The organism is Serratia sp. S4 (genome assembly GCF_000347995.1).
Classification (GTDB): domain Bacteria; phylum Pseudomonadota; class Gammaproteobacteria; order Enterobacterales; family Enterobacteriaceae; genus Serratia; species Serratia quinivorans.
This window is the reverse complement of record NZ_KB661120.1, coordinates 4432538-4456695: the sequence shown is the minus strand read 5'-3', so window position 1 is coordinate 4456695 and position 24158 is coordinate 4432538. Positions and strand designations below refer to the sequence as shown.

Below are 24158 nucleotides of genomic sequence, written 5' to 3'. Positions count from 1 at the left end.
AATCGATGAAGTTTGCGATTATTATTTCAGTGATTCTTACTGTAGGCGTCATTGCCTATATTGTTTATCTGTTTAACCGTGACCATAAAATCCAGACGCTGGGGCGGGATATTCAGGCTCGGGTGGAGGAGGTCCATTACATCAGTTCAAATGATAACGGGACCACCAACATAAAATACCGCCTTTCATGGCATGAAAAGGGGATGACCAAGCAGGTAGAAGGCAAGGAAACCATTCCCGCCTTTTACTCTTCAAAGGTCCAGAAAGGCTGTGAGGTTGAGATCAAGTATCTGGACGATGACCATATTTCGTTTGTTTTCGATAAGTAGATAATAAAACTTCTTCGTAAACAGAAAGTTGAGATCATCGCCAGATTAGCGGCATGGTGTTATTCAGTCGCCTGCTGCTACCTCATCCAATGCCGGTACGATGGCCGCATTGAACATGGCACCGTGATCCAGGCCTGGCCATTCCCGGAAATCTACCTTAAGCCCGTTCAGCGTCGCCAGCCGTTCGGCCAGACGCTGAGCGGCGTCGGCGGGGAGCGGTTGCTGTTTGATATTGGGCGGCGCACTACGCATTTTTTCACCGCCGCCGGTCCACAGCCACAGATGGGCGGAGATGGCGGGATGCCTTTCAATAACCCGCTGTGCTTCCTGCAGAATAAAGCCCTTTCCCCACCACAGTGAAGGTTCGACGGCGACGTAATTTTGGAATGCGGTTGGCTGGGTCAACAGAGTATGCAGAACGAACAGACCGCCGTAAGAGTGCCCCCACAGCGTTTGCCGTTGAGAGTTAATGGCCACCCTCGCCGCCACTGTCGGTTTAACCTGGTTTTCGATCAGTTTCAAAAAGTCATCCGCCCCGCCATTGGCCGGCGTGTAATCTTGGCTGCGGCCTTTGGCATCGATACGTAAATCATTGTCATAACTGAGCAGCACCAATACCGGCGGCTGTTTTTGCGCTGCAAGCCGGGCCAATAAGCTGGTATTCAACTCCATCAGCACCGCATTACCGTCCAGAAAGTAGATCGCAGGATAGCCGGCCGTCGGCGGGGCAATACGCGGCTGCGCTATGCGAATGCGATAACGGCGTTGGCCGTCCGCCGAAGTGATCGGCAGGTCGCTGAACTGATAATCAGGTGAAGGACTATCGGCGACGGTCACGCCAATCTTACGTTCCAGATCGGGCCTGGCCTGCGCCAGCAGAGGGGAGCCCACGCCGATAACCAGCATGATAACAAGGGTGAGAAAGCGACGATAAGAGGATGGCATGCGGAGCCTGTTTACCTGAAAAACGTCGATATTAACATCTCATCAGCCATTAGGTGACATGGCTATCGGGCTCAGGAGTGAGTTTTCGTTGCTGGGGGCAGGGTGCACTCGTTGAATGCCGCCCTGTATCTATTCCCCCGTTGCTAAAAGCTTAAAAATAGTCGACCAGCATCGTGGCACCACTGGTAAAGTCGCCGTCCTTCAAGGCAAGCGCGGAACTTTTAACCGGTACGGCGTCCAGGGTTGGCGGCTTGGTGTAATCAATACTTAACGGTGTATTGATATTGAATGCCTTACCGTCCGCCAGCAACTTTATGCCCAATCCACTAATGTTGCTGTTTAAGACATTGGCATCAAAAGCCGCTCCACTGCCCATAATTTTCATCTTTAGTTGTCTGGTATTGTCCAGAAACTCGCATTTGATGCTGTAGTCCACTCGTTGCATATAACGAGTGCCGTCAATTCTGTTCACGCCCACCTTACCGAAGTCGACGTCGATAGTCCGCCCATCATTAATCACACAGGGGGGAGGGGCTACCACGGTCGCCGTGATGTTTACCCTGGTACCCTGATCTACGGCCGATGAAGCGAAGCTGACCATCGACAAGACAAAAATAAGGCGGTGAGAGTGCCTTTTTTTCATGGTGATCATATCTGCCTCTGTCTCAAGGTGCGCTGAAAATAAGCGTGGCTGAACCTGATAATGGCCCGGTGGCAATACTGGTATAAGGGACATTGTTTTTTACCGGAACAAAGGTGATGGTGTCGCTCCCCATGCCATTAACGATGCGTGTTCTAAAGCTGTTGTTGGGTTTAACAACCGCATTTTTATAAACCATGGCAACACCGACGTTTGGGTTGCTGGTTTTAATAAAATCGCTCGAAAATCCGGTGGCGTCACTGACCATGCGAATCAGAATATCCTGGGTGGCACTTTGGTCATCACATTGATAACTCAGAGCCTTGTCTTGTTTTATTTGTGCGTCGCTGACGTTTTGCGTCAGGTAATCCTGCCTGATTTGATCAAAAGCGACGTTAATTTGTTGCCCATTGTTGATGGTGCAACTGGTCGTCACAAAATAGGCGTCGTTGTCGGCAATCAGGCGCCAGCGATAAGGGCCGCATTGTGGACAGCCTGATTGGTCGTTTGTCTGACGAAAATTGATTTGACCGATAACGTCACCTTTATTGACTTTGATATCTGGCGTAGGGAACCGGTTCAATACGATAAACATCCTGATAGCGACACTGCTGGTCTGCAGATTAGTCAAATTCAATACGCTGATATTAGAAGGAACTGGGGAGTTATAATCTACCCCATTAATAGTCATACCGCTGCCAATCGCCCCAAAAATGGCGGTATTCATTGTCATTGCCGGAGCATCGGTTTTTAAGTAATCCCACCAATTGGCAACGTCGTTTTTACAGGTTACCTGACTCACGTTAACAATTTCATTTTTCCCATAGGACAGCTGCGGGCCGATTCGCACCCTGACATCAACCGGTGTGTTGGAGCCGCCCGGAGGGATTATTCCGCCATCTGAGGTTCTGCAGGTAAATGCGTTGGCATTGCCAACCAGTAAAAAGAAGGTGGCGGCCAAACAGCAACGTAATAATAAAACGGATGTCTTTCTCACTATAATATTCCAATAATCGGTGGCTAACGATTTTGCTGAACTCTCGATTTTTTCTAGATGAAAATAAGCCGCCCGGCATGAATAGGTGGTGTTTTTTTCATTCTAATAAACAAAAGCTTATCGGCAATTTAAATCGTGACGCCATGGCTGGAGAAAATGGCTGCCGGGTACCATCTAAGGGAGTTTTTTATTGAGCCAGAGGAGACCACAACATCACCTTTTGCGACCATTTCCAGCAGCAGGTTTCTGGCCCGATAAACCCCTACATCGATGATGTCTGCCAGTTGCCTGGTTGACAGCCATTCATGCTGAGGTGGCACCCCTATGAAAGGGCTGGGTTGAGGGGACTGCGTTAATAAAGCTTGTAGCAGAGCTTGCTGCAACTGCCGGACTTCCTTTTGTTTCGGGGATAACGCTTCCATAGCACTTCCTCTGTATTCCTATTGCTGTTTTTTCTGGAGAAATAAACTCTTTCTTTTCGTAGAACCTGCTTTAATTCCTATAGAAAGCAAACGCCTATCTGTTTTTTGAGGCTGAAAAATAGATTGCTTGCTACCCATTTATCGCCAGTAGGCATAACGGGTTGATGTCATACTTAAGCCCCATAATTTGGTTTATTATATTCATAAAATGCCAGTTTGCGATCTCATTGGTTGGCAGATTATAAAAAACAGGATTTTATTCCAAGAAAGAATATTTTACGATCTATGAGGCTAAAAATAACAATAAATTAACCTGATACAGGGAATAAATGGCGAATATTAAACATGCTCAATAAAATCCTTTTTTTAATGGGAGGCTTTTGCAAGAATATTAATCGCCAACCAAGAGAGGGAGTTTAGGGTTTTGCGGTTTTAATATTCAATGTGTTCACCTATTTGTTATATGTTAATTCATTGGTTTTTTTAAACCTCATCGCCTGGCTAGAATCGGTGATTATATTGCTGTTCGCCCCTGAGTACGGTGGCTTAATTACTCTCAAGATGCTAAGGAATTAGAGCGTTAAATCTACGCGTGTTCGGCACGCTGATGCTCTGTTCTTTATTGGGATATGCATTTTTTCTTATAAGGAATATAGGTTCTATGAAACTTAACAAAATCATGATGGCTGCAGTGATTGCATTTGGCGCAACTTCTTTTGCACACGCAGCCGATCAGGGACACGGTAAAGTTACTTTCACGGGTTCAATCATTGATGCGCCATGCTCGATTGCCCCTGAGTCCATTGACCAGACTGTAGACCTGGGTCAGGTTTCCAACGTGGCACTGAATGGCGGCGGTAAATCCAATCCTCGTCCATTCGAAATTAAGCTGGAGCAGTGCGACATCACTACTCTGAAAACGGTCAAGACCACTTTCAGCGGCGTAGCTTCTGCAACCAACAAAGATCTGTTGGGTATTGCAGGGACGGCCAGCGGCGCGGGTGTAGCCATCTCTTACAATGGCCAGCCAATCAAGTTGGGTGAAGCGACAACGGCTCAGACTCTGAACACCGGCAACAACACCCTGCATTTTGCTGCTTATCTCCAGGGTGAAGGGGCTTCTGCCGCTGTCGTCCCAGGTGATTTTACTTCTGTAGCCGATTTCACCCTGGCTTATCAGTAAGTAACCCCGCAGGTTTAATAGACCAGGCATGTGAATTATCGCATGCCTGGTTGATCCCCCTGTCAAAGGAATGTCGCGATGTTTTCACAAGGGAATCAGGCCGGTGTAATACTTTTGATATTACTCTCGGTATTGGCCGCCGGATCCAGTTATGCATCCCAAACCTTACAGGGATGGGGCAGGGTCAATATGCACGGCGCTATTATTGATACCGCCTGCGCCATTGCGGCTGGCAGTCGGGACCAAACCATAGATATGGAAACTATTCCTTTAGGACAAATCATCCGTGACGGTCAGGGGATGACTAAACCTTTCAGTATCGAATTGGTGAACTGCATCCTGGAACGACCGGGGAATAAATCCGACTGGAAATTTTTTCAGGTTACTTTTGACGGTTTTGCAGAAGGAACACTGTTTGGTATTCAAGGCGATGCCCGCGGTGTTGCACTGAAAATTAATGATAGTAACGGGAATGTGGTTATTCCTGGTGAGCCATTGCCGATGGAAAAAATAGTTCCTGGAAATAGAACGCTAAATTACTCCATGACGCTGATGGCCAATCATCAGCCGTTGAAAGCGGGAGCGTATTTTTCCACAGTGCGTTTTAAGCTGGATTATTTTTGAATTATCTCGTGCTGACGGTTAATTCGTTTTTGAAAGGACTTTTATTATGCTTTCACCGGCAGGGAAGTTATTTCGTCTTCAGGTACTGGGACTCTGTGTAGCACTTTCGCTGGGCAACCCAGTAGCGTTGGTTTACGCCGCTGCCGAAATCCAGTTCAACACGGATGTATTAGATATTAACGATCGTAAGAATATCGACCTGAGCCAGTTTACGCGCAGCGGCTACATTATGCCGGGCGTCTATACCATGGTGGTACACGTCAATAAAAACGATTTGCCGGAGCAGACGGTAACCTTTTTAGCCCCACCCAAGGATCCTAAAGGCAGTGAAGCCTGCCTGTCGCCGGCATTGGTCAAGCAATTAGGGTTCAAGGAAAAACTGCAAAACTCCCTGAGCTGGACACATGACGGCCAGTGCCTTGATTTGCAGCGTCTGGCCGGAATGGAAGCGCGTGGCGATCTAAGCACTTCATCTCTGTATCTCAATATTCCTCAGGCCTACCTCGAATACAGCTCAGAAAGCTGGGACCCCCCATCACGTTGGGATGAAGGTATTCCGGGGTTGCTGTTCGATTACAACGTCAACGCCCAAACGCAAAAGAATCTGAAAGGGGGCGGCAGCAGCTACAACCTGAGCGGTAATGGCACCAGTGGCGCCAATCTGGGGGCCTGGCGTCTGCGTGCTGACTGGCAAGCCAATCTTAACCACCAGACGGGTTCTAATCAGCCGACCGATAAACAGTTCGATTGGAGCCGCTATTACGCCTACCGGGCTATCCCGGCCCTGCGCTCCCGGTTGACGATGGGCGAAGATTATTTGAATTCCGATATCTTCGACAGCCTGCGTTTCTCCGGTGCCAGTTTGCGCTCGGATGACAGCATGCTGCCGCCTAACCTGCGCGGCTATGCGCCTGAAGTGAGCGGCGTGGCAAAAACCAACGCCAAGGTGGTGGTGAGTCAGCAGGGACGGGTGCTTTATGAGACCCAGGTTGCTGCTGGGCCATTCCGCATTCAGGACATCAACGATGCGGTGTCTGGCGAACTGGATGTGCGTGTTGAAGAGCAGGATGGCAGCGTGCAGGAGTTCAAGATGAACACCGCCAGCATTCCTTACCTGACGCGTCCAGGCACCGTTCGCTACAAGCTGGCCGCAGGCAAACCGTCCGAATGGGGCCATCACCTGCGCGGGCCATTGTTTGGCACCGGGGAGTTTTCATGGGGCATCAGCAATGGTTGGTCACTGTATGGCGGGGCCATCAGCGGTGGGGACTACAACGCACTGTCGGTGGGGTTGGGGCGTGATCTGTTGGCGCTTGGCGCATTGTCATTCGATGCCACGCAGTCACGCGCAAAACTGCCGGAAGACGGCGTACTGACCGGCGGTTCCTACCGTTTGAGCTATTCGAAAAACTTTGACGACTATGACAGCCAGGTCACCTTCGCGGGTTATCGCTTCTCCCAGGAAGATTTTATGAGCATGGGGGAATACCTCGATTCGCGATATGAAGGCGGACGCAGCGGCAAGAGCAAGGAGATGTACACCATCACCTTCAACAAACAGTTCCGTGAACTGGGGTTGAGCACCTATCTCAACTACAGCCACCAAACCTACTGGGACCGTGCGGCCAACGATCGCTACAACCTGATGGTATCGCGTTATTTCGACATCGGCACTTTCAAGAATGTCAGTGCGTCACTGTCTGCTTATCGCAACCGTTACAACGAGCGTAACGACGACGGGATGTATCTGTCCTTGTCGATCCCCTGGGGCAATACGGGGACGCTTAGCTACAACATGACGGTCAATCGTGATGATAACGCGCACCGCGTGGGTTACTACGACCGCATTGATGAACACAACAACTATCAGATCAGTGCGGGTGCCGCTCGCAGCGGAGCGACAACCAGTGGCTATTACAGCCATGAGGGCGATATGGCCCAGATTAACGCTAACGCCAGCTACCAGTCGGGCCGTTACAGCGCTATTGGGTTGGGGGCACAAGGTGGGGTGACGCTGGCACAGGAAGGCGTGGTGCTGCACCGGATAAATACGCCGGGCGGAACCCGATTAATGCTGGATACCGACGGCGTTGCCGATGTGCCGGTTCGGGGTTACGGCAGTACGGTGCTGACTAACCGTTATGGCAAGGCAGTGGTGACTGATGTGAACAGCTACTACCGCAACAAGGCCAGCATCGATCTCAACCGCCTTGGGGATAACGTTGAAGCGACCCGATCGGTGGTGCAAGCGACCTTGACTGAAGGGGCCATTGGTTATCGCAAGTTTGATGTGATTTCCGGTGAGAAAGCGATGGCCATCATCAAACTGGCCGATGGCAGTGAACCGCCATTTGGCGCGACGGTGATGAACCGACGCAAGCAGGACACGGGGATCGTCAATGATGGCGGCAGTGTCTACCTGTCGGGCATTAATCCGGGGGAAGTGATGACGGTGCATTGGAACAGCGGCCCGCAGTGCGAGATCCAGCTACCGGCATTGCTGCCTGATGAGGTGCTGATGAACACGCTGTTGTTGCCTTGCCATCCTTTGGGAACCAGTAAACCGGCTTTGCCTTCACCACCTGAAGGCATTAAGACTGCGCAGGTTACGCCTGTTACCTGACCACATTCAGGGTGAGGCCTGCCTCACCGTTTAACCGCCGGTCAGCCAGCTGCACTGAGGCTGGCTGATAACCGCAAAGAAAATGATGAATCAGACTATGAGCAAACAAAAAATCTCACTTTTGGGCACGTTCGCCACCGTTGCCGTTCTATCCGCCGGCACCATTGCCATGCCCGCTTATGCGGCTATTGCTCTGGATCGCACTCGTGTGATCTTTGACGGTGACCTGAAGACCATGAGTCTCAACATCAGTAACCAGAACAAGCAATTGCCTTATCTGGCGCAGGGCTGGATTGAGGATGAACAGGGAAACAAAATCCAAAGCCCGTTCACCGTGCTGCCACCGGTACAGCGGCTGGAGCCCGGCAAACCGAGTCAGGTGAAAATTCAGGCCTTGCCTGCCGCGCGCCAGCTGCCGCAGGACCGGGAAACGCTTTATTACTTCAACCTGCGTGAAATTCCGCCGCGTAGCGATAAGCCAAACACCTTACAGATAGCGTTACAGACACGCATCAAGATGTTTTATCGGCCGGGCTCAATAGCACCGCAAAAAAATGCGGCTCCCTGGCAGGAAAAACTGACATTGACCCGACAGGGTGACAAGTACGCGGTGAATAACCCGACGCCTTATTACGTCACGATTGTTGAAGCCAATGCTCGTAAGGAAGGAAAGGGGATCGCTGCTTTTGAGCCAATGATGGTGGCACCGAAAGCCAGTGCCTCTTTGAACCTGACTACCGCGGTGCTGGGGGAGAGTCCGGTGCTGACTTACATCAACGATTACGGCGGCCGACCGCAACTGACGTTCCGCTGCACCGGTAGCACCTGTCAGGTTGTGCCTGCCCAAAAATAACCGGAAAAACGCGGTGACTACGGCAAGCAAGGAAGAAACGGTATTAAAGACAGCGGAGTGAAATAAACCATGCAAGGAAAGAGCCCAGTGTTGTCAGAAAAGGCCTATGACCACTACCAACGCCGCACTATTGGCCTGACGGTACTCGCCGCGTTGATGCTCCCGCTGACCGCGGGGATGATTTTAATGCTGATGCCACAGGCGCGTGCGGTGGATAACTGGGACGTGGAAGGGGCCAATGGCACTTTGCATGTCTACGGATCGCTGACCGAGAGCGCCTGCAGTTTGGAGATGGCTACCGCTCGACAGGAGGTGTGGCTCGGTGAAACCGGAACGGCGCAGTTTCAGCATCCTGGCGATCGCGGCACGCCAGTGGCGTTTGAACTGAGATTGAAAGATTGCCTGCGAGCACCGGCGAGCAACCGGGATGCCTGGACCGGCGCTTTGGCCTGGAGCAGTAGTCAGCCTGCCGTGTCATTGGCCTTTATGGCGCCTGCCGACAGTAACGCGCCGGGCCTGCTCAAAGTGTCGGGCGTAACGGGATTGGGGTTGCAGTTGGCTGATGCTTCCGGCTTGCCGGTACGGCTCGGTGCCCGTAATAAGCCGGTTCTGCTGACGCCGGGGCAAAACACCCTGACATACACAGTGACGCCAGTGCGCACCCCGGCAACGCTGGGGGCGGGGGCCTATCGCGCGGTGATCGATTTTCGCCTGTATTACGACTAAACGTTTGAAAAATTTGTGGCTTAAGGGCAAGCGCAAGACCGACAAAAGGGAGTGTCATCATGGGCGTGAGAGAAATGTACTGGCGCAGGGCCATCAGGTTGGGCATTGCCGGGGTAATGCTGGCAGGGGCTATCGGCCAACCGGCGGCTGCGGAAGAAAATATGCGTTTTCACGGCACCCTGGTGGCGGAACCCTGCGTGATCCCACCGGGTGAAGAGGAAATACAGCTCGATTTCGGCACCATTGTCGACAAATACCTGTATCTGAATACCCGTACTCATAGTCAACCTTTTGCTTTGCATCTGGCTGAATGCGATCTCAGCCTGGGTAACACGGTTTCGATCACCTTTAGCGGCACGGAAAACACCAAGCTGCCCGGCCTGTTGGCGCTGGACGGCGGCAGTAGTGCATCGGGGGTGGGGATCGGGCTGGAAACCCAGGAGGGTAAAGCGTTGCCGCTCAACAGCGCCAGCGAAAAGTTCCGACTGTCTGCGGGGAGCAACATGATCAACCTGCAGGCCTATGTAAAGGGAGAGCCTGAGGCGATCCAAAACAAATCAATCGGGCGCGGGACATTCAGTGCGGTAACTACGTTTACCCTGGAATACGAGTAGCGATACCTGCGGGTTTTTATTTGCTTTTAGGGTGCAGTTGACGTGTTGCGAAAAAATAAAGGGTTAGTCGCTTGTTTCATCGGCTTGCCAATAGTGTCGTGCTGTTACTTCCCCAATATGGGCGGCGTTGGGTTGAGCCTGCCTTTTAATCCTCTGGTTTATGCCGTCATGGCCGTGATGGTGCTGTTGATTTGGTGCGGCAAGCCACAGCGTCGCGGCATCGTCTTCACACCGACCGCCGGGTATTTAACCCTCGGCGTGTTTTTGTTATCTGTGCCGCTGGCCTATGGCCCCGAAGCGGGGTTTTCCTCCGCAGCATGGCGTGTTGCAGGTTTGCTGGCCGGCTGGGCTTTTTACTGCCGTGGGTTGCAGGTGCGCCTGCCTTTTCGTCTGCGCCAACTGGTGCTGATGCTGTTGTTGGTCACCATTGCCGGTCAGGCTGTTATCGCGGTCTTACAGCTGTTTTTGCCGGCCTGGAGCTGGGTGCCGCTGCGAGGGGCCAGGGTGTATGGCATCTTTCAGCAACCCAACGTGTTAGGCAGTTTTATCGCCACCGGGCTGGCTTTGACGCTGATGCAGTGGGTATTGCCGGGCTATGTACGGGCTTCGTCACGCTGGGAACGGGTACGCCGTGCTGCTCTTTCCCTGCTGTTGGTGGTGTTCTCTGCAGTGTTGATCTGGATACAGTCCCGCGCTGCCTGGCTGGGGACTTTGTTGGCCGTACTGGGATTTTGGATGTGTTTCCGCCATCACTTTGCCCGCGGATTACTGACAGCCACTTTGTTGATAGTGCTGGGCGCGGCGTTGGGCGGCGTTGTCATACTGTGGCCGGATAGCGCAGGCGGTGTGCGTTATATCTCCCACGAAATGTCGAACCAGGCGCGCCTGGCGATGCTGCAGGACACGCTGAAGATGATCGCTGCGCATCCGTTCTCCGGCTGGGGATACGGCAGTTTTGAATACGCTTTTCAGCACTTCCGCATCGAACAGGTGCCACCCACGCAGGTGCTGGAAATTGCGCGCCATCCACACAATGAGATCCTGTACTGGTGGGTGGAAGGTGGGCTGGTTGCGCTGATGGGCATTGGTTTGCTGATCCTGGGCGGTGGGCGGCTGCTCTTACAGGCGATTGGGCATGATCGCCGTGCTTTTGCGGCCGGAGCCGGTAACGCCGGTGAACCCACCGCGCTATGCCTGGCTCTGCTGCCAATGTTGGTACATACCCAGCTGGAATACCCTTTCTATCTGTCGGCCATGCACTGGATGGTCTTTTTGGTGCTGTTGGCGATGGCCGACCGTCTTTCTTGCCGGAAAGTGGGCGTCGTTATTCTTCCGGTAAGGGGAAGGTTACCGCTGCATTGTGGCATTGGTGGGCTGTGCGTGGCGGCAGTTGTGATGATGGTGGCGATTTTCCGCGGAGGCCTTTCACTGACGCAGGCCGAGCGCAATGGGCTGCGCGATATACAGATCCTGAACTCGATGTCGCCGCTTGCGCGATGGGGGTTGCAGGACAGAGTCGATTTTGATTTACAGACGCATCGCCTACTGGCTTACAACACCCGGCGAGACGACAGAGAACTTTCGCGCTATGCCGTTTGGGCTCGCCATTACCTGACGAGCCGAGTTGACGCCAATGTGTACGCCAGTTTGATTGCCATATTGCGTTATCAGCAGCAAACGGCAGAGGCCGAAAAATATGGTTTTGACGCTGCGTTGTTGTTTCCCGCCGACCCGCGCTTTCGCCGGTCAACGGCAACCACGGGCGAGTAGTCACGGCTGGCTATGGCCGTGCTGGACAGGAATACATCTAAAAAAGGAAGCCGGAAAGATGATGGTGAAGCATATAAATCTTAGTGCCCGAGTGGGGATCTTGTGTCTGCTGGTGATGGGGGCCACGGCGTGCCAAAACCCGAAGTCGACTAAAACCTTAGCCGCCGGAAAGGCCAGCGCCACCAGGGAGATATCGGAGGAAACCTTACGCAAACAGCGTGAGGCTGAGCGGCTACAGCAGTGCCAGGAACAACTGGGCGCACTGCGTAATATCAATGCCAAGCAGTTTCAACAGTATAAGCAGGCTTTCGACAGTTTGATGAGCGGGGCTTCGCAGTACGCCGGGGTGCGAACCAAAGTTAATGGCGATACCCAGGAGACCGTAGATGCGCTGTATCGCTATAAAGTTAATTTACTGTGCGCCGGAGTGAATCAGGCGGTACTGACGGGCCTGGCGGAACGCGGGGAGCTGGTTAAATGATGCGGCTGTCCCGGCTGGCTTTTTTGGGGTTTACGGCACTGATGGTCGTGGGTAAGGCACAGGCAGATGAGGGCGTACCTGCTCTGCTGCAATTTGCCGAACAATACCAGCGTCAGAATGTTAAGCCGGAGACGCCAGCGAGCGATAAAGCGGCTGCGCCAAAAAAGAAAGATAACAGTCCCCGCCAGACAGCAAAGCAGGCAGAACCCCCGAAAGCCGGTGCTTCGACGACCTTTACGCTTCGCCGGTCGCTGGTGGAAAGTGAGCAACAGCTGACCCGCCAACGGGCAGAGCTGGATGCGTTGCGCCAGGAAATTACCGCGTTGCGTGCCGAGAAACCGCCCGTTAGTGCTTCACCGGTGCCACCCGACCTGTCGCTGTTGCAGCAGTCCTTGGCGGGGCTGAGTCAGGCCTGGCGTGGTTCGCCTGATGCGCAAAGAACGGCTTCTTTACTACAGCAAGCCCAACAGGATACGCAGCAGGCCAAAGAGGCGCAGGCTCTGGCCGAGAGCCAATTAGCCAGCCTGACGGCGAAATTGTCCGCGACAGAACAAGCGAATCAGGACTATGAGCAGAAGCTGGCGGGGCAGCAGAAGCAACTGGTGCAAGTGCAGAGCGAGGCAACGGAATTACGCAAACGCCGGCAGTGGGAAGTCACAGCTGAACAGTTAAAGGATGAAAAGACTCGGTTGTCCTATGCGGCAGGCAGTGCGCTTGGGCGGGATATTGATGGGTTAATGGCTGAACGCCAGAGCTGGGGCGTGCCGGTAGACCGTAATAGTCTGCTGGCTGGCGTATTGGATGCGGTTGCCGGTCATTTATTGTTGCCCCCGGCAGAGCTGGCCAGACTGATGGAAAAGGCAGATAGCGCCGCTGGCGCCGCGCGAGAAAAGCGGGTCAAGGCGCAGGTGCAACAAGATCAGGATTATCTGGCTCGTTTCAGTAAACAAAAGGGCGTTAAACAATCAGCGATGGGCTTTTGGTACCGGGTGGATTACGCCGGCGATCACGAGTTGGCCAAGGATGCGGTGATTGATGTGGTGGTCAAGGAAAGGCTGACCGATGGCACCGTCATCCAGGATATGGAGCTCAGCGGTAAAGTCCTTTCGCAACCGCTCCAGGCATATCCGCCTTTATTCCGGGAAGCGATTGGTCATCTTCGCAATCACGGTTCATTGACCATGGTGGTGCCACCGGAGTTTGCCTATGGCGAAGCGGGCTATCCGCCAAAAGTGCCGCCGAATGCCACCATGGTTTACGAATTGCGTATCGACAATAGCCAGACCCCCTAAGGGCGAATACAGCAGTGGTTAGGCTTAATAAAGGCAGGAGAGCCAGCATGAGTTCCATAATGACAATAGCCTTATCTGATAAGAACACTTTTTTCATCAAGGGATTACAGGATGTCTTAGCGCAGCACTTCAATTCGCGCGGTGTGTTGGTGCGTATCGTGGATATTGATCAGGTCAGTGAGGCAGATTTGGTTTTTCGCTATTTCTCCCCCGGCAATTTGAGCTGTTTTTGTCAATATGAGTTACCGCCAATGGGGCGGAAACCTCTGTATTTCACACTGCGTCAACCGGATAAGCGGCACTCTGTAACCGCCAGCGCCAGGTGCGTGCTTGAGTCTGGGGTGATCCGTCACGATATGCCGGTTTCATCAGCATTACAGGTGGTTATCGCCGGGCTGGAGCGTCAGCGATTATGGCCATTGGACAGCCCTAGCCATAAACGCTCTTGTGGATGTCAAAGGATCCTGACGCTGCGAGAACAAGAAATCATGAGATGCATGAAGTGGGAATTGGGCGTCACGCAAATTGCCCATATGTTGGACATCAGCGTGAAAACGGTCAGTAACCACAAGATGAGCGTGATGCGGAAAATGGGGTTTCGGCGCAATGCCGAACTCTATGGCTGGTTGCGCCGCAGCACGCGAGCTCAGCTCTAATCATTGAGCGTCAATCCAGTGTTTTTCGAAGGCCTTTGGCCGAATAATCGAACTTGTTCGATGGAGAGTCCCTACGCCAGAAAGCAAAAAACCCGCCATAGGCGGGTTCTTCTAAATATGGTGCCCGGACTCGGACAACCGGCGCTTGCGCCGGGTTGAACAACGCTTCAGCGTTGGCCCGCAGGGTGAGGCCTTTGGCCGAATAATCGAACTTGTTCGATGAAGAGTCCCTACGCCAGAAAGCAAAAAACCCGCCATAGGCGGGTTCTTCTAAATATGGTGCCCGGACTCGGAATCGAACCAAGGACACGGGGATTTTCAATCCCCTGCTCTACCGACTGAGCTATCCGGGCAACGGGGCGCATTTAACCCTATTGGCCGGAAATCGTCAATCGCTTTCTGTCACAAAGCCGATCGGTTGCTCTATTTTCATGCAATGGCAGGTGGGGCGGGTGAGAGTCAGTGGTGTTGTTTGGTAATAGATATGCAAAAAAATCGTCTATTTATACCGTTTTGATTTTTCTGTGTTTTATTTTAATTGTTTAATTAACAATATGTTACTCGTTAAGTTTTCGTAATCAAAGCAGCATAATTGTCACTTGAACCTCATAAAAAAACATGCAATCATTGCGCAAATTTTGGCACTCTACGTCCCCTAACGGCGTTCCCGCTCATTTAAGTCAGAGGGTTGCAGGCATGACTGGTTTTGTTACTCAAGCGTCACTGCGCACCAGACATCAAATGATGCCGTTACTCAACCGTTACCCTTCCCGAACGCAATCCGTCAAAAACGTCCAGCCTGCCATGCGGTAAGGCTATCTGATGCTCGCTGTTAGGCATTATTAAAAATAGAGCTGCGGCTCTGCTTTTACTGATGTCTATCGGACGCTGCCGATACCAGTCCCCGATAGTTACCTGATAATCTTAAGAGAGTCAGCCGGTCACGCTTGCGCTTTATGCGCTACGCCGGACATCAATTTGCCGGGATAATTTTTGTTATCCCATCACCGTGCCCCGTGGCACCACCTCATCCTTAACCGTTTGAGAGTTAGCACAATGAAAGAATTGAAAATAGCCACCAGCGCCAGTTTGGTTGCCACCATTGAAACACTGCGCCAGGTCGTCCGCATCGAGCAAACGGACTACACCGACGTGGCCGCGTTAGTGGTGTCGGTTGATGACGTCAACGCAGGTCACCTGGCGCAGCTCAAAGCGACCGGGTTCGAGATCCCGACCTTTGTGGCGGTGGCAGGGGATGAGCATCTCTCTCCGGACTACCTGCCGTTGATCAGCGGTGTTTTTGCGCTGGAAGGCGCCAGCAAGGCGTTTTATATGGCACAGCTCGAAGCCGCCGCCGATGCCTACGAGCAGGCGCTGCTGCCGCCATTTTTCAAGACGCTGAAAACCTATGTGGAAATGGAAAACTCAACCTTTGCCTGCCCGGGCCATCAGGGCGGCGAGTTTTTCCGCAAGCATCCGGCCGGCCGGAAGTTTTTTGAGTTCTACGGTGAAACGCTTTTTCGTTCCGACATGTGCAACGCGGACGTTAAGCTCGGCGATTTATTGATCCACGAAGGCTCGGCCAAGGATGCGCAAAAGCATGCGGCACGGGTATTCAACGCCGATAAGACCTATTTCGTGCTTAATGGCACCTCTGCCGCCAATAAGGTCGTGACCAATGCTTTGCTGACCAGGGGTGATTTGGTGTTGTTCGATCGCAACAACCACAAGTCCAACCACCACGGAGCACTGATCCAGGCCGGGGCAACGCCGGTCTATCTGGAAACCGCGCGTAACCCGTTTGGTTTCATCGGCGGCATTGATTCGCGCTGCTTTGATGAGCGTTACCTGCGCGAGCAAATCCGCGAAGTGGCGCCTGAAAAGGCCAATGCGGCACGTCCGTTCCGCCTGGCGATTATTCAGCTCGGTACCTACGACGGCACCATCTATAACGCCCGTCAGGTGATCGACACCATCGGCCACCTGTGTGACTACATTCTGTTTGACTCTGCCTGGGTGGGGTACGAAGGCTTTATCCCGATGCTGAAAGAGTGCTCGCCGCTGTTGCTGGAGCTGGATGAGCTGGATCCGGGCATCTTTGTTACTCAGTCGGTGCATAAACAACAGGCCGGTTTCTCGCAGACTTCGCAAATCCACAAGAAAGACGACCACATCAAGGGCCAGAAGCGCCACTGCAACCACAAGCACCTTAACAATGCTTTCATGCTGCACGCCTCTACCAGCCCGTTCTATCCACTGTTTGCCGCGCTGGACGTTAACGCCAAGATGCATGCCGGGGCTGCCGGTCGTCGCATGTGGCTGGACTGCGTGAAACTGGGTATCGAGACGCGCAAGCAACTGCTGGAACGCTGCTCGCAGCTCAGGCCGTTTATCCCGCCGCAGGTGGCGGGTAAAAATTGGCAGGATTACGACACCGATCTGATCGCCAACGACGCGCGTTTCTTCAACTTTGTCCCGGATGAAAAATGGCACGGTTTTGAAGGTTACGCGCAGGATCAGTATCTGGTCGACCCGTGCAAGCTGCTGCTGACGACGCCGGGTATCGACGCGGCTACCGGCCAGTACACCGAGTTTGGCGTACCGGCGACTATTCTGGCCAACTTCCTGCGTGAGAACGGCATAGTGCCGGAGAAATGCGATCTTAACTCGATCCTGTTCCTGCTGACCCCGGCGGAAAATCCGGCCAAGATGGAGCAGTTGGTGGATATGCTGGTGCAGTTCGAACGCTATGTGGAAGAAGACGCGCCGCTGAGCGTGGTGCTGCCAACGGTGTATCGCAAGAATGAACAGCGCTATCGCGGCTATACCCTTCGCCAATTGTGCCAGGAAATGCATGACCTGTACGTCAGCTTTGACGTCAAACAGTTGCAGAAAGAAATGTTCCGCCAGCGTCATTTCCCACAGGTGATGATGAACCCACAGGATGCCAACGTGGAGTTTATCCGCGACAACGTTGAACTGGTGCCGATTGGCCAGGCGGAAGGGCGCATTGCGGCGGAGGGCGCGCTGCCGTACCCACCGGGCGTATTGTGCGTGGTGCCGGGGGAAGTGTGGGGCGGGGCGGTGCAGCGTTACTTCCTGGCGCTGGAAGAGGGTATCAACCGGCTACCGGGCTTCTCGCCGGAGCTGCAGGGCGTGTATATCGAGAAAAAGGATCACGGCTGGAAACGTATCTTCGGTTATATGATCAAGCAATAGTCTTGAGCGGCCCGCAGGGGCCGTTTTTAAATCATCCCGGTCCGGGATGACAAAGCCGAGTGCTGGCGCTACCTTTAGGTAAAAGTGTCCAGTAGCGGAATAAGATGATGAAAGAAGAGGGTAATCTCGAGTGGGTCGGTAGAGAGAAGCGACGTTCGACGCTACGTAATTTTAACTGGTTCTTATTGGTTAATGTGCTGCTGGCGCTTTATCTGCTGTTTCAGCGTGCCGAAGCATTTGGCGAGCACTCTCTGATTTCTTTGTTGCGTGGCGCTCCGGCTATCTGCGGCGTGGTATTGGTGTCTGCTCTGTCTTTTGTTGCGTTGCGTCAGTTGGCCGCCCGAGGTGAACAGGCCGCCTGGCGTGGCGGGGTGGTTTGTATTTTGTTGTTGGCCCTGTGTTGGTGCGGCGTTTTTCACCATCTGATCGTCAACGACAGTATTAATCTGCTTTACCCGCTAACCCTCGGCCTGCTGTTTTCTTCTCTGATCGCTTTTTATCTGTCCCCGCGGCTATTTTTCCTGTTCAGCATTCCGGTGCTGCTGGTGGCGATTGCCGAAAATATCTTCATCAACAGCGCATTTTCACTGGTGAACCTGATCTCCTATGCGCTGATGCTGTTTTTGATTTATTCGGCGCGGAGCCGGCTGGAGCAGTGGTTCCAACTGGCGATCGAGCGCGAGCTGGAAAATAAGCAGCTGATTGAACGCCTGAGCAAGCTGGCCAACCGCGATCCGCTGACTGGCATTGCCAACCGCCGCTACTTCGACAACTACTTTGATGCGGTTCTGTTGCGGGAATCAACCCTGCAGGCGCCGTTTTCCCTGATCCTGCTGGACGTCGATTTTTTCAAAAAATATAACGACCACTATGGCCATCAGCAGGGGGATGAGTGCCTGACTCGCTTGGCTACCTGCCTGGAGAGTGCCACCCGGCGTTCGCAGGATCTGGTGGCCCGCTACGGTGGTGAGGAGTTTATTATTCTGCTGCCAAAATCCGACGCAGGCGAAGCGGTGCAGGTGGCGAAGAGGATTGAAGGTTTGCTTGCCGGTCTGGCGATGCCGCATGCGGCTTCTGAGGTAGCGCAATGGGTGACGGTCAGCCAGGGGGTAGCGCAATGGCAGCCGGGACAGAACCGTGAACAACTGCTGGCAGCAGCCGATCAGGCTCTGTACCGCGCCAAGGAGCTTGGCCGTAATGGCTACAGTATTGCTTAGGGATGCTGGTGGTCAGGGCGACGGGAAAGACCGCCCTGACCGGGTGATTAACGGCGTCGATAGCTCTTCTGCGCGTTGTTCACCTTCACCAGATAGCGGCGCGATTCACTGGCCGGATGCTTGGTGGTCAGCGTCTGGTAGACGTCGCCCGGTTGCATGCCGTTGATGATGCCGACCGCGCGGGTTCTGTCGCTGGAGAACACCCTCAGCACGCTGCCCGCCCCGCCGTTATAGGCGGTGATTACCGCGTAGCGACGCGAGGTTGGGTTCTGGATGCCGCCCAAATAGTTGTTCTGCAAAATGGCCAGATAGGCGGTACCGGTGTCGATGTTGTTCTCCGGATCGAACAGGTAACTGCGGCTTGGTTTGCCCCATTTGCCACGCATCTGGAACACGTCTTTACCGGCAGTGTGTTGTACCACCTGCATCAGACCCAACGCATCTGAACCGCTCACCGCATAGGGGTTAAAGCTCGATTCGGTCTGCATAATCGCCAGGATCAGTGATTCTTCCACCCCGTACTTCTCGGACGCCTTGCGGACCATCGGCAGGTATTTATGCGCACGCTTGTCCAGGTGGTTCGGTACCAGTTGAATGGTGACCGAGTAAATCACGTGCAGGCCGGAGGTGCGTTTTTGCAGTTTGGTCTGCACCAGATAGTCGGCGAAATGCGCCGCACGCCATTCCCAACGGATCGGTGCGCCTTTGTTATCCAGCACCTGGCCGTACAGGAACGGCTCTTTACTGATCTGGATATCGTTGACGTCGGAATACAGATCGATAGAACCCGGATCGTCCCCCATCAGCAAGGTGCTGATAATCGCCTGGCGCAGGTGGGCGGCAGGATCGGTGGTGGCGATGGTTTCAATGGTGATGGCACCAGAATCAAAGTTGATGTGGCTACGAGTCTGATACTGGTCAGTGTATTTAACGTAATCTTTTGGCCCGGCGATCAGAACTTCGTTCAGACCCCAGATATTCTCGATGTTGTGGGCGAATTGGCCCATCAGGATCTCAAAGCCGTTGGTGTCTTTGACCAGGGCTTCGTTGACTTCGGTATTTTTTTTGCCGGAACAGGAAATCAGCAAAGGCGCTATCACTAGCAGAGCTAAAATTTTCTTCATCTTAAAGCCGTATACGGGAAGTGTTGAAGAGGGCCAGCGCCTGGCCCCAACAGCGTTATTCGCTTGGTGGCGTATAGCCTTCGATGTGCACGTCGTGCCCTTCAAACAGGAACTTGATCATCTCTCCTTCCAGCAGTTTGCGGTCATCAACGTTCATCATGTTCAGTTTTTTCTCGTTGATCAGCATGGTTTGTTTTTTCATCCATTCTGCCCAGGCTTCCTTCGAGATCTCGTTATAGATGCGTTTGCCGACTTCCCCTGGATAAAGCTGGAAATCCTGCCCTTCGGCGTCGCGCTGCAGGAAGGTACAAAAAATGGTTCTGCTCATGCTAATTCCTCATCAATGGCTCTATCGCCAAATAAACCCTGTTGGCGCGGGGACTGTTTTGCCAACTGTTGTAACAGGCGGTCAACCGGCGCTGCCAGCCCGACCGATGGCGGCTGCGCCAAGTTATACCAGAGACCGGCGCCCTCATCCATGCTGGCCGCCGCGTCGTTCATTTCCAACCATATCGGCACGATATCGAGATGGAAATGACTGAAAGTATGACGAAATGCGGTCAACTGCTGTTGGCGATTGTTGTTCAGACCGCGTTGTTGCAGCCAGAGTTCCATCTCTTCGCGTTCGCCGAACTGCGGGAAGCAGAACAGGCCGCCCCATAAGCCGACGGCCGGGCGCTGTTCCAGCCAGGCTCGTTCGCCGTGTTGCAGCAATAAAAAGTAGGCGGTTTTTTCCGGCAGCGTCTGCTTGGGCTTTTTGCCGGGGTATTTCGCCCAACTGTGATGGGCATAGGCGATGCAGCCGAGGTTGAGTGGGCACAGCTCGCACTTGGGTTTGGAGCGGGTGCAAACCATCGCCCCCAGGTCCATCATCGCCTGATTGAACTGGCCGACGCCCTGCGCCGGGGTGACGTCTTCACTGATCTGCCACAGCCGGTTTTCGACCTCTTTTTTGCCCGGCCAGCCTTCGATTGCATAGCAGCGAGCCAACACGCGTTTCACGTTGCCGTCGAGGATCGGGTAATGCTGGCCGAGTGCCAATGACAGTACCGCACCGGCCGTTGAGCGGCCAATGCCGGGCAGGGCGTGGATTTCTTCAAAGGTTGTCGGGAACTCGCCGCCGTGCTGTGCGACAATAGTCTGCGCGGCCTTGTGCAGGTTGCGAGCACGGGCGTAGTAACCCAGGCCGGTCCACAGGTGCAGCACTTCGTCCAGCGGCGCTTCTGCCAGCGCACGCACGTTGGGAAAACGTGCCATAAAGCGTTCAAAGTAAGGGATCACGGTGGCAACCTGAGTTTGTTGCAACATGACCTCGGAGAGCCATACTTTATAGGCGGTTTTATCAAGCTGCCACGGCAGGGTTTTACGGCCGTAACGCTGGTACCAGTCAAGCACCACCTGTGCGAACTGTTGTGCTTGCATCATAAGCAGATTCGATATCCGGCAGAAAATGAAGCGCGATTGCAGCATAGAGTCATGATGCTGTAAACCGGAACTTTCCGACGTCGCACGGCAGGTACACAAGATGAACACTTGCTAAACCAATGTATCTTTGCATAATGCGCGTTTCCCTAATTGGCAGCCAAACAGACAGAAAGCACTATGATTAATGACGTCATCTCCCCAGAATTTGATGAGAACGGCCGTGCGATGCGCCGTATCCGCAGTTTTGTCCGCCGCCAGGGGCGGTTGACCAAAGGCCAGCAGCACGCGCTGGACAACTATTGGCCGGTGATGGGCGTGGAGTATCAGGCTGAACCTGTCGATATCACCGCACTGTTTGGGCGCGATGCGCCGACCGTGCTGGAGATCGGTTTTGGCATGGGCGCCTCGCTGGTGACCATGGCGGGCCATAACCCGCAGCAGAATTTCCTGGGGATTGAAGTACACTCGCCGGGCGTGGGTGCCTGCCTGGCCGACGCTACCGAAGCGGAGCTGAGCAACCTGCGCGTGATGTGTCACGATGCGGTTGAGGTGCTGGAGAATATGATCCCGGATGGTTCGCTGGACATGGTGCAGCTGTTCTTCCCCGATCCGTGGCATAAAGCGCGCCACAACAAACGTCGCATCGTACAGACGCCGTTTGTTGAACTGGTGCGGCGCAAATTGAAAGTCGGCGGCGTCTTCCATATGGCCACCGACTGGCAGCCTTACGCAGAACATATGTTAGAGGTTATGAACGGGATCTCAGGCTATCGTAATCTTTCCAGCGATAATGATTACGTGCCGCGTCCGGATTCACGACCACTGACAAAATTTGAATTACGCGGCCAGCGTCTGGGACATGGCGTTTGGGATTTGATGTTTGAGAGGAAAGAATAATGGCTAAGAACCGCAGTCGTCGTTTACGTAAAAAGTTACACATTGAAGAGTTTCAGGAGCTGGGTTTCTCCGTAGCATGGCGTTTTGCCGAAGGCACCGCGGTTGAAGATATCGACAGCACGCTGGACGCTTTCATCGACGAAGTGATCGAGCCGAACGGCATGGCGTTTGACGGCAGTGGCTACCTGCAGTGGGAAGGTTTGATCTGCCTGCAGACTATCGGTCACTGTACCGACGAACAGCGTGAACTGGTCAAAAAATGGCTGGAAACGCGCAAGCTGACCGATGTTAAGGTTAGCGATCTGTTCGATATCTGGTGGGACTGATTTTCCCCGCCTGATTTTGCGCTGTATTCATTGATTGTAAGGTGCCTTAACGGCACCTTTATTTTGTCCGGAGTGTGACCGCGGTGGTAACTACATTGGATAACGCGTTGCTGGAAGAGATCCTGCAACAGGTGCGCCCGCTGATTGGCCAGGGCAAGGTGGCGGACTATATTCCGGCGCTGGCGGAAGTGGCGTCCGATCGTCTGGCGATCGCCGTTTGCACCGTCGACGGTGAAATGTTCCAGGCCGGTAACGCCACCGAGCGCTTCTCTATTCAGTCCATCTCCAAGGTGCTTAGCCTGACGCTGGCGCTGACACGCTATCAGGAGCACGAGATCTGGCAGCGGGTCGGCAAAGAGCCTTCCGGTCTGCCGTTCAACTCGTTGCTGCAGTTGGAGATGGAGCAGGGCAAGCCGCGCAATCCGTTTATCAACCCCGGTGCGCTGGTGGTGTGCGACATGCTGCAAACCCGGCTCAGCGCCCCCAAACAGCGCATGCTTGAAGTGGTGCGCCAACTGGCCGGAGAAGAAGACCTGGCCTATGATTCGCGGGTCGCCCGTTCCGAGTTTGAACACTCCGATCGCAATGCGGCCATCGCCTATCTGATGAAGTCGTTCGGTAACTTTGAAAACGACGTGCTTACCGTGCTGCAAACCTATTTCCACTACTGTGCGTTGCGGATGAGCTGCCTGGAGCTGGCGCGCAGCTTTGTCTACCTGGCCAATCACGGTCGTGACCTTAGCGGGCGTGAAGTGATCAGCCCGCTGCAGGCGCGCCAGATTAATGCGTTGATGATGACCAGCGGCATGTACGACGGCGCGGGGGAATTTGCCTATCGCGTGGGCATGCCGGGCAAGTCCGGTGTCGGCGGCGGTATTGTCGCCATCGTCCCCGATGAGCTGTCGATCGCCGTCTGGTCGCCAGAGCTGGATGCCTCCGGTAACTCACTGGCGGGAACTGCGGCGCTGGAACTGTTGTCTCAACGGATTAGCCGTTCGATTTTTTAATCCCACCACGGAAGGGAGTCAGGAGAAAATATGTTAAAGAAAACCGGGTTAGCCTTACTGCTGTTGACTGCTTCACAGGCCCATGCCGAGTACCAGTGCAGCGTTAAACCCCAGGACGACGTGATTATCAGCCCGCAGAACGTGCAGGTGACAGGAGCCAGCGGCAACCTGCAGATTTCAGCGGATGGCGATGTAACCCGCAACGGGCAGGCGTTGACCCTGACTGACAGCCAGCGCCAGAAGGCCTTCAGCTACCAGAGCGCATTGCGTAAGGAACTGCCGTGGATCGACAACGGCGCGCAGCAACATCTGGAAAAAGCGCGCGTGGCGCTGGACAAGGTGATCGTCAAGGAGTTGGGCAGCGACAGCAACGTGCGCAACCGCCTGACTACGCTCAATGGTCAGCTCAAACAGCAGATGAACCGCATTATTGAACACCGCAGCGACGGCCTGACCTTCCACCACAAGGCGATTGATCAGGTTGAGCAGGATGGCCGTAATCTGGTGCAGCAGAGCATGGGTGGCGTGTTGCAGGACAGCCTGAACGAGATGGGCGTCAAGCAGGCGGCCAACAGCGGCGGCAATCCGTTGCAGGCGATCATGGGCAATCTGGGTGGCTTGCAAAAAGCGATTCAGAACGAATGGAACAACCAGGAGCAGGACTTCCAGAACTTCGGCCACGACGTGTGTAACCGCGTTACCGGCCTGGAAACTCAGCGTAAAGACCTGCTTAATGCTTTGAAGTAACACTAAATCACTGCGGGTAGCGTGTTTTTTGACCTCCTGAC

24 protein-coding genes and 1 tRNA gene are annotated in these 24158 nt (G+C 53.8%); 17 read left to right on the top strand and 8 right to left on the bottom strand.

Annotation, left to right across the window (positions count from 1 at the left end; all coding sequences use genetic code 11):
• The first annotated feature begins 5 nt into the window (after positions 1 to 5).
• Positions 6 to 329: a hypothetical protein gene (locus SERS4_RS0121470; RefSeq protein ID WP_017893985.1), complete on the top strand. Its 324-nt coding sequence runs from the start codon at positions 6 to 8 to the stop codon at positions 327 to 329.
• Between the two features lie 63 nt (positions 330 to 392).
• On the opposite strand, the gene SERS4_RS0121465 is transcribed toward SERS4_RS0121470, so the two are convergent.
• The 4 genes from SERS4_RS0121465 to SERS4_RS0121450 all read right to left on the bottom strand — a co-directional run bounded on the left by SERS4_RS0121465 (position 393) and on the right by SERS4_RS0121450 (position 3333).
• On the bottom strand, positions 393 to 1274 hold the full coding sequence (locus SERS4_RS0121465; protein ID WP_017893984.1) for an alpha/beta hydrolase: 882 nt from the start codon (positions 1272 to 1274) through the stop codon (positions 393 to 395).
• Positions 1275 to 1425: 151 nt separating this feature from the next.
• Positions 1426 to 1926, bottom strand: coding sequence for a fimbrial protein (locus SERS4_RS0121460; RefSeq protein WP_017893983.1), 501 nt, complete (start codon positions 1924 to 1926; stop codon positions 1426 to 1428).
• 13 nt (positions 1927 to 1939) lie between these two features.
• A complete protein-coding gene (locus tag SERS4_RS0121455; RefSeq protein ID WP_253275398.1) occupies positions 1940 to 2911 on the bottom strand; it encodes a fimbrial protein in 972 nt (323 codons plus the stop codon).
• Positions 2912 to 3039: 128 nt separating this feature from the next.
• Positions 3040 to 3333, bottom strand: coding sequence for a hypothetical protein (locus tag SERS4_RS0121450; RefSeq protein WP_017893981.1), 294 nt, complete (start codon positions 3331 to 3333; stop codon positions 3040 to 3042).
• Between the two features lie 661 nt (positions 3334 to 3994).
• Between SERS4_RS0121450 and SERS4_RS0121445 the strand changes: the two genes are divergently transcribed.
• The 10 genes from SERS4_RS0121445 (at position 3995) to SERS4_RS0121400 (ending at position 14155) form a co-directional block, all read left to right on the top strand.
• Complete coding sequence (locus tag SERS4_RS0121445; protein ID WP_017893980.1) at positions 3995 to 4516, top strand: fimbrial protein; 522 nt, start codon at positions 3995 to 3997, stop codon at positions 4514 to 4516.
• A 78-nt stretch (positions 4517 to 4594) separates the two neighbouring features.
• On the top strand, positions 4595 to 5140 hold the full coding sequence (locus SERS4_RS0121440) for a fimbrial protein (protein ID WP_017893979.1): 546 nt from the start codon (positions 4595 to 4597) through the stop codon (positions 5138 to 5140).
• A gap of 46 nt (positions 5141 to 5186) precedes the next feature.
• On the top strand, positions 5187 to 7763 hold the full coding sequence (locus SERS4_RS0121435) for an outer membrane usher protein (RefSeq protein WP_017893978.1): 2577 nt from the start codon (positions 5187 to 5189) through the stop codon (positions 7761 to 7763).
• A gap of 82 nt (positions 7764 to 7845) precedes the next feature.
• Positions 7846 to 8616, top strand: a complete 771-nt coding sequence (locus SERS4_RS0121430) for a fimbria/pilus periplasmic chaperone (RefSeq protein ID WP_026142528.1) — start codon at positions 7846 to 7848, stop codon at positions 8614 to 8616.
• An 87-nt stretch (positions 8617 to 8703) separates the two neighbouring features.
• A complete protein-coding gene (locus SERS4_RS0121425; protein ID WP_017893976.1) occupies positions 8704 to 9342 on the top strand; it encodes a fimbrial protein in 639 nt (212 codons plus the stop codon).
• Between the two features lie 59 nt (positions 9343 to 9401).
• Positions 9402 to 9956 carry a fimbrial protein gene (locus SERS4_RS0121420; RefSeq protein WP_017893975.1) on the top strand — a complete coding sequence of 185 codons (555 nt, stop codon included), beginning with the start codon at positions 9402 to 9404 and terminating at the stop codon, positions 9954 to 9956.
• Between the two features lie 42 nt (positions 9957 to 9998).
• Complete coding sequence (locus SERS4_RS0121415; protein ID WP_253275396.1) at positions 9999 to 11726, top strand: PglL family O-oligosaccharyltransferase; 1728 nt, start codon at positions 9999 to 10001, stop codon at positions 11724 to 11726.
• Between the two features lie 58 nt (positions 11727 to 11784).
• Complete coding sequence (locus SERS4_RS0121410; RefSeq protein WP_017893973.1) at positions 11785 to 12207, top strand: hypothetical protein; 423 nt, start codon at positions 11785 to 11787, stop codon at positions 12205 to 12207.
• On the top strand, positions 12207 to 13499 hold the full coding sequence (locus tag SERS4_RS0121405) for an FKBP-type peptidyl-prolyl cis-trans isomerase N-terminal domain-containing protein (RefSeq protein WP_017893972.1): 1293 nt from the start codon (positions 12207 to 12209) through the stop codon (positions 13497 to 13499). The genes SERS4_RS0121410 and SERS4_RS0121405 overlap by 1 nt, the downstream gene beginning before the upstream one ends.
• Before the next feature lie 47 nt (positions 13500 to 13546).
• Positions 13547 to 14155, top strand: a complete 609-nt coding sequence (locus tag SERS4_RS0121400) for a helix-turn-helix transcriptional regulator (RefSeq protein ID WP_017893971.1) — start codon at positions 13547 to 13549, stop codon at positions 14153 to 14155.
• Positions 14156 to 14432: 277 nt separating this feature from the next.
• On the opposite strand, the gene SERS4_RS0121395 is transcribed toward SERS4_RS0121400, so the two are convergent.
• A tRNA-Phe gene (locus SERS4_RS0121395) sits at positions 14433 to 14508 on the bottom strand.
• A 703-nt stretch (positions 14509 to 15211) separates the two neighbouring features.
• Between SERS4_RS0121395 and speF the strand changes: the two genes are divergently transcribed.
• Positions 15212 to 17374, top strand: coding sequence for an ornithine decarboxylase SpeF (speF, locus tag SERS4_RS0121390; RefSeq protein ID WP_012146749.1), 2163 nt, complete (start codon positions 15212 to 15214; stop codon positions 17372 to 17374).
• Positions 17375 to 17478: 104 nt separating this feature from the next.
• Positions 17479 to 18591 carry a GGDEF domain-containing protein gene (locus tag SERS4_RS0121385; RefSeq protein ID WP_026142525.1) on the top strand — a complete coding sequence of 371 codons (1113 nt, stop codon included), beginning with the start codon at positions 17479 to 17481 and terminating at the stop codon, positions 18589 to 18591.
• Between the two features lie 47 nt (positions 18592 to 18638).
• Here SERS4_RS0121385 and mltC read toward each other — a convergent pair whose 3' ends face one another.
• Genes mltC through mutY form a run of 3 tightly spaced genes read right to left on the bottom strand, consistent with a single transcriptional unit; the run spans position 18639 to position 21140 of the window.
• Positions 18639 to 19715, bottom strand: a complete 1077-nt coding sequence (gene mltC, locus SERS4_RS0121380; RefSeq protein ID WP_017893969.1) for a membrane-bound lytic murein transglycosylase MltC — start codon at positions 19713 to 19715, stop codon at positions 18639 to 18641.
• 55 nt (positions 19716 to 19770) lie between these two features.
• Positions 19771 to 20043, bottom strand: a complete 273-nt coding sequence (locus SERS4_RS0121375; protein WP_012146746.1) for an oxidative damage protection protein — start codon at positions 20041 to 20043, stop codon at positions 19771 to 19773.
• On the bottom strand, positions 20040 to 21140 hold the full coding sequence (gene mutY, locus SERS4_RS0121370) for an A/G-specific adenine glycosylase (RefSeq protein WP_371257915.1): 1101 nt from the start codon (positions 21138 to 21140) through the stop codon (positions 20040 to 20042). Before mutY ends, SERS4_RS0121375 begins: the two co-directional genes overlap by 4 nt.
• Positions 21141 to 21317: 177 nt before the next feature.
• Between mutY and trmB the strand changes: the two genes are divergently transcribed.
• The 4 genes from trmB (at position 21318) to SERS4_RS0121350 (ending at position 24117) form a co-directional block, all read left to right on the top strand.
• Positions 21318 to 22037, top strand: coding sequence for a tRNA (guanosine(46)-N7)-methyltransferase TrmB (trmB, locus tag SERS4_RS0121365; RefSeq protein WP_012146744.1), 720 nt, complete (start codon positions 21318 to 21320; stop codon positions 22035 to 22037).
• Positions 22037 to 22363, top strand: a complete 327-nt coding sequence (locus SERS4_RS0121360) for a YggL family protein (RefSeq protein ID WP_017893967.1) — start codon at positions 22037 to 22039, stop codon at positions 22361 to 22363. The genes trmB and SERS4_RS0121360 overlap by 1 nt, the downstream gene beginning before the upstream one ends.
• An 83-nt stretch (positions 22364 to 22446) precedes the next feature.
• Complete coding sequence (glsB, locus tag SERS4_RS0121355) at positions 22447 to 23370, top strand: glutaminase B (RefSeq protein ID WP_026142524.1); 924 nt, start codon at positions 22447 to 22449, stop codon at positions 23368 to 23370.
• A 30-nt stretch (positions 23371 to 23400) separates the two neighbouring features.
• Positions 23401 to 24117, top strand: a complete 717-nt coding sequence (locus SERS4_RS0121350) for a DUF2884 domain-containing protein (protein ID WP_012146741.1) — start codon at positions 23401 to 23403, stop codon at positions 24115 to 24117.
• The last annotated feature ends 41 nt before the right edge of the window (positions 24118 to 24158 follow it).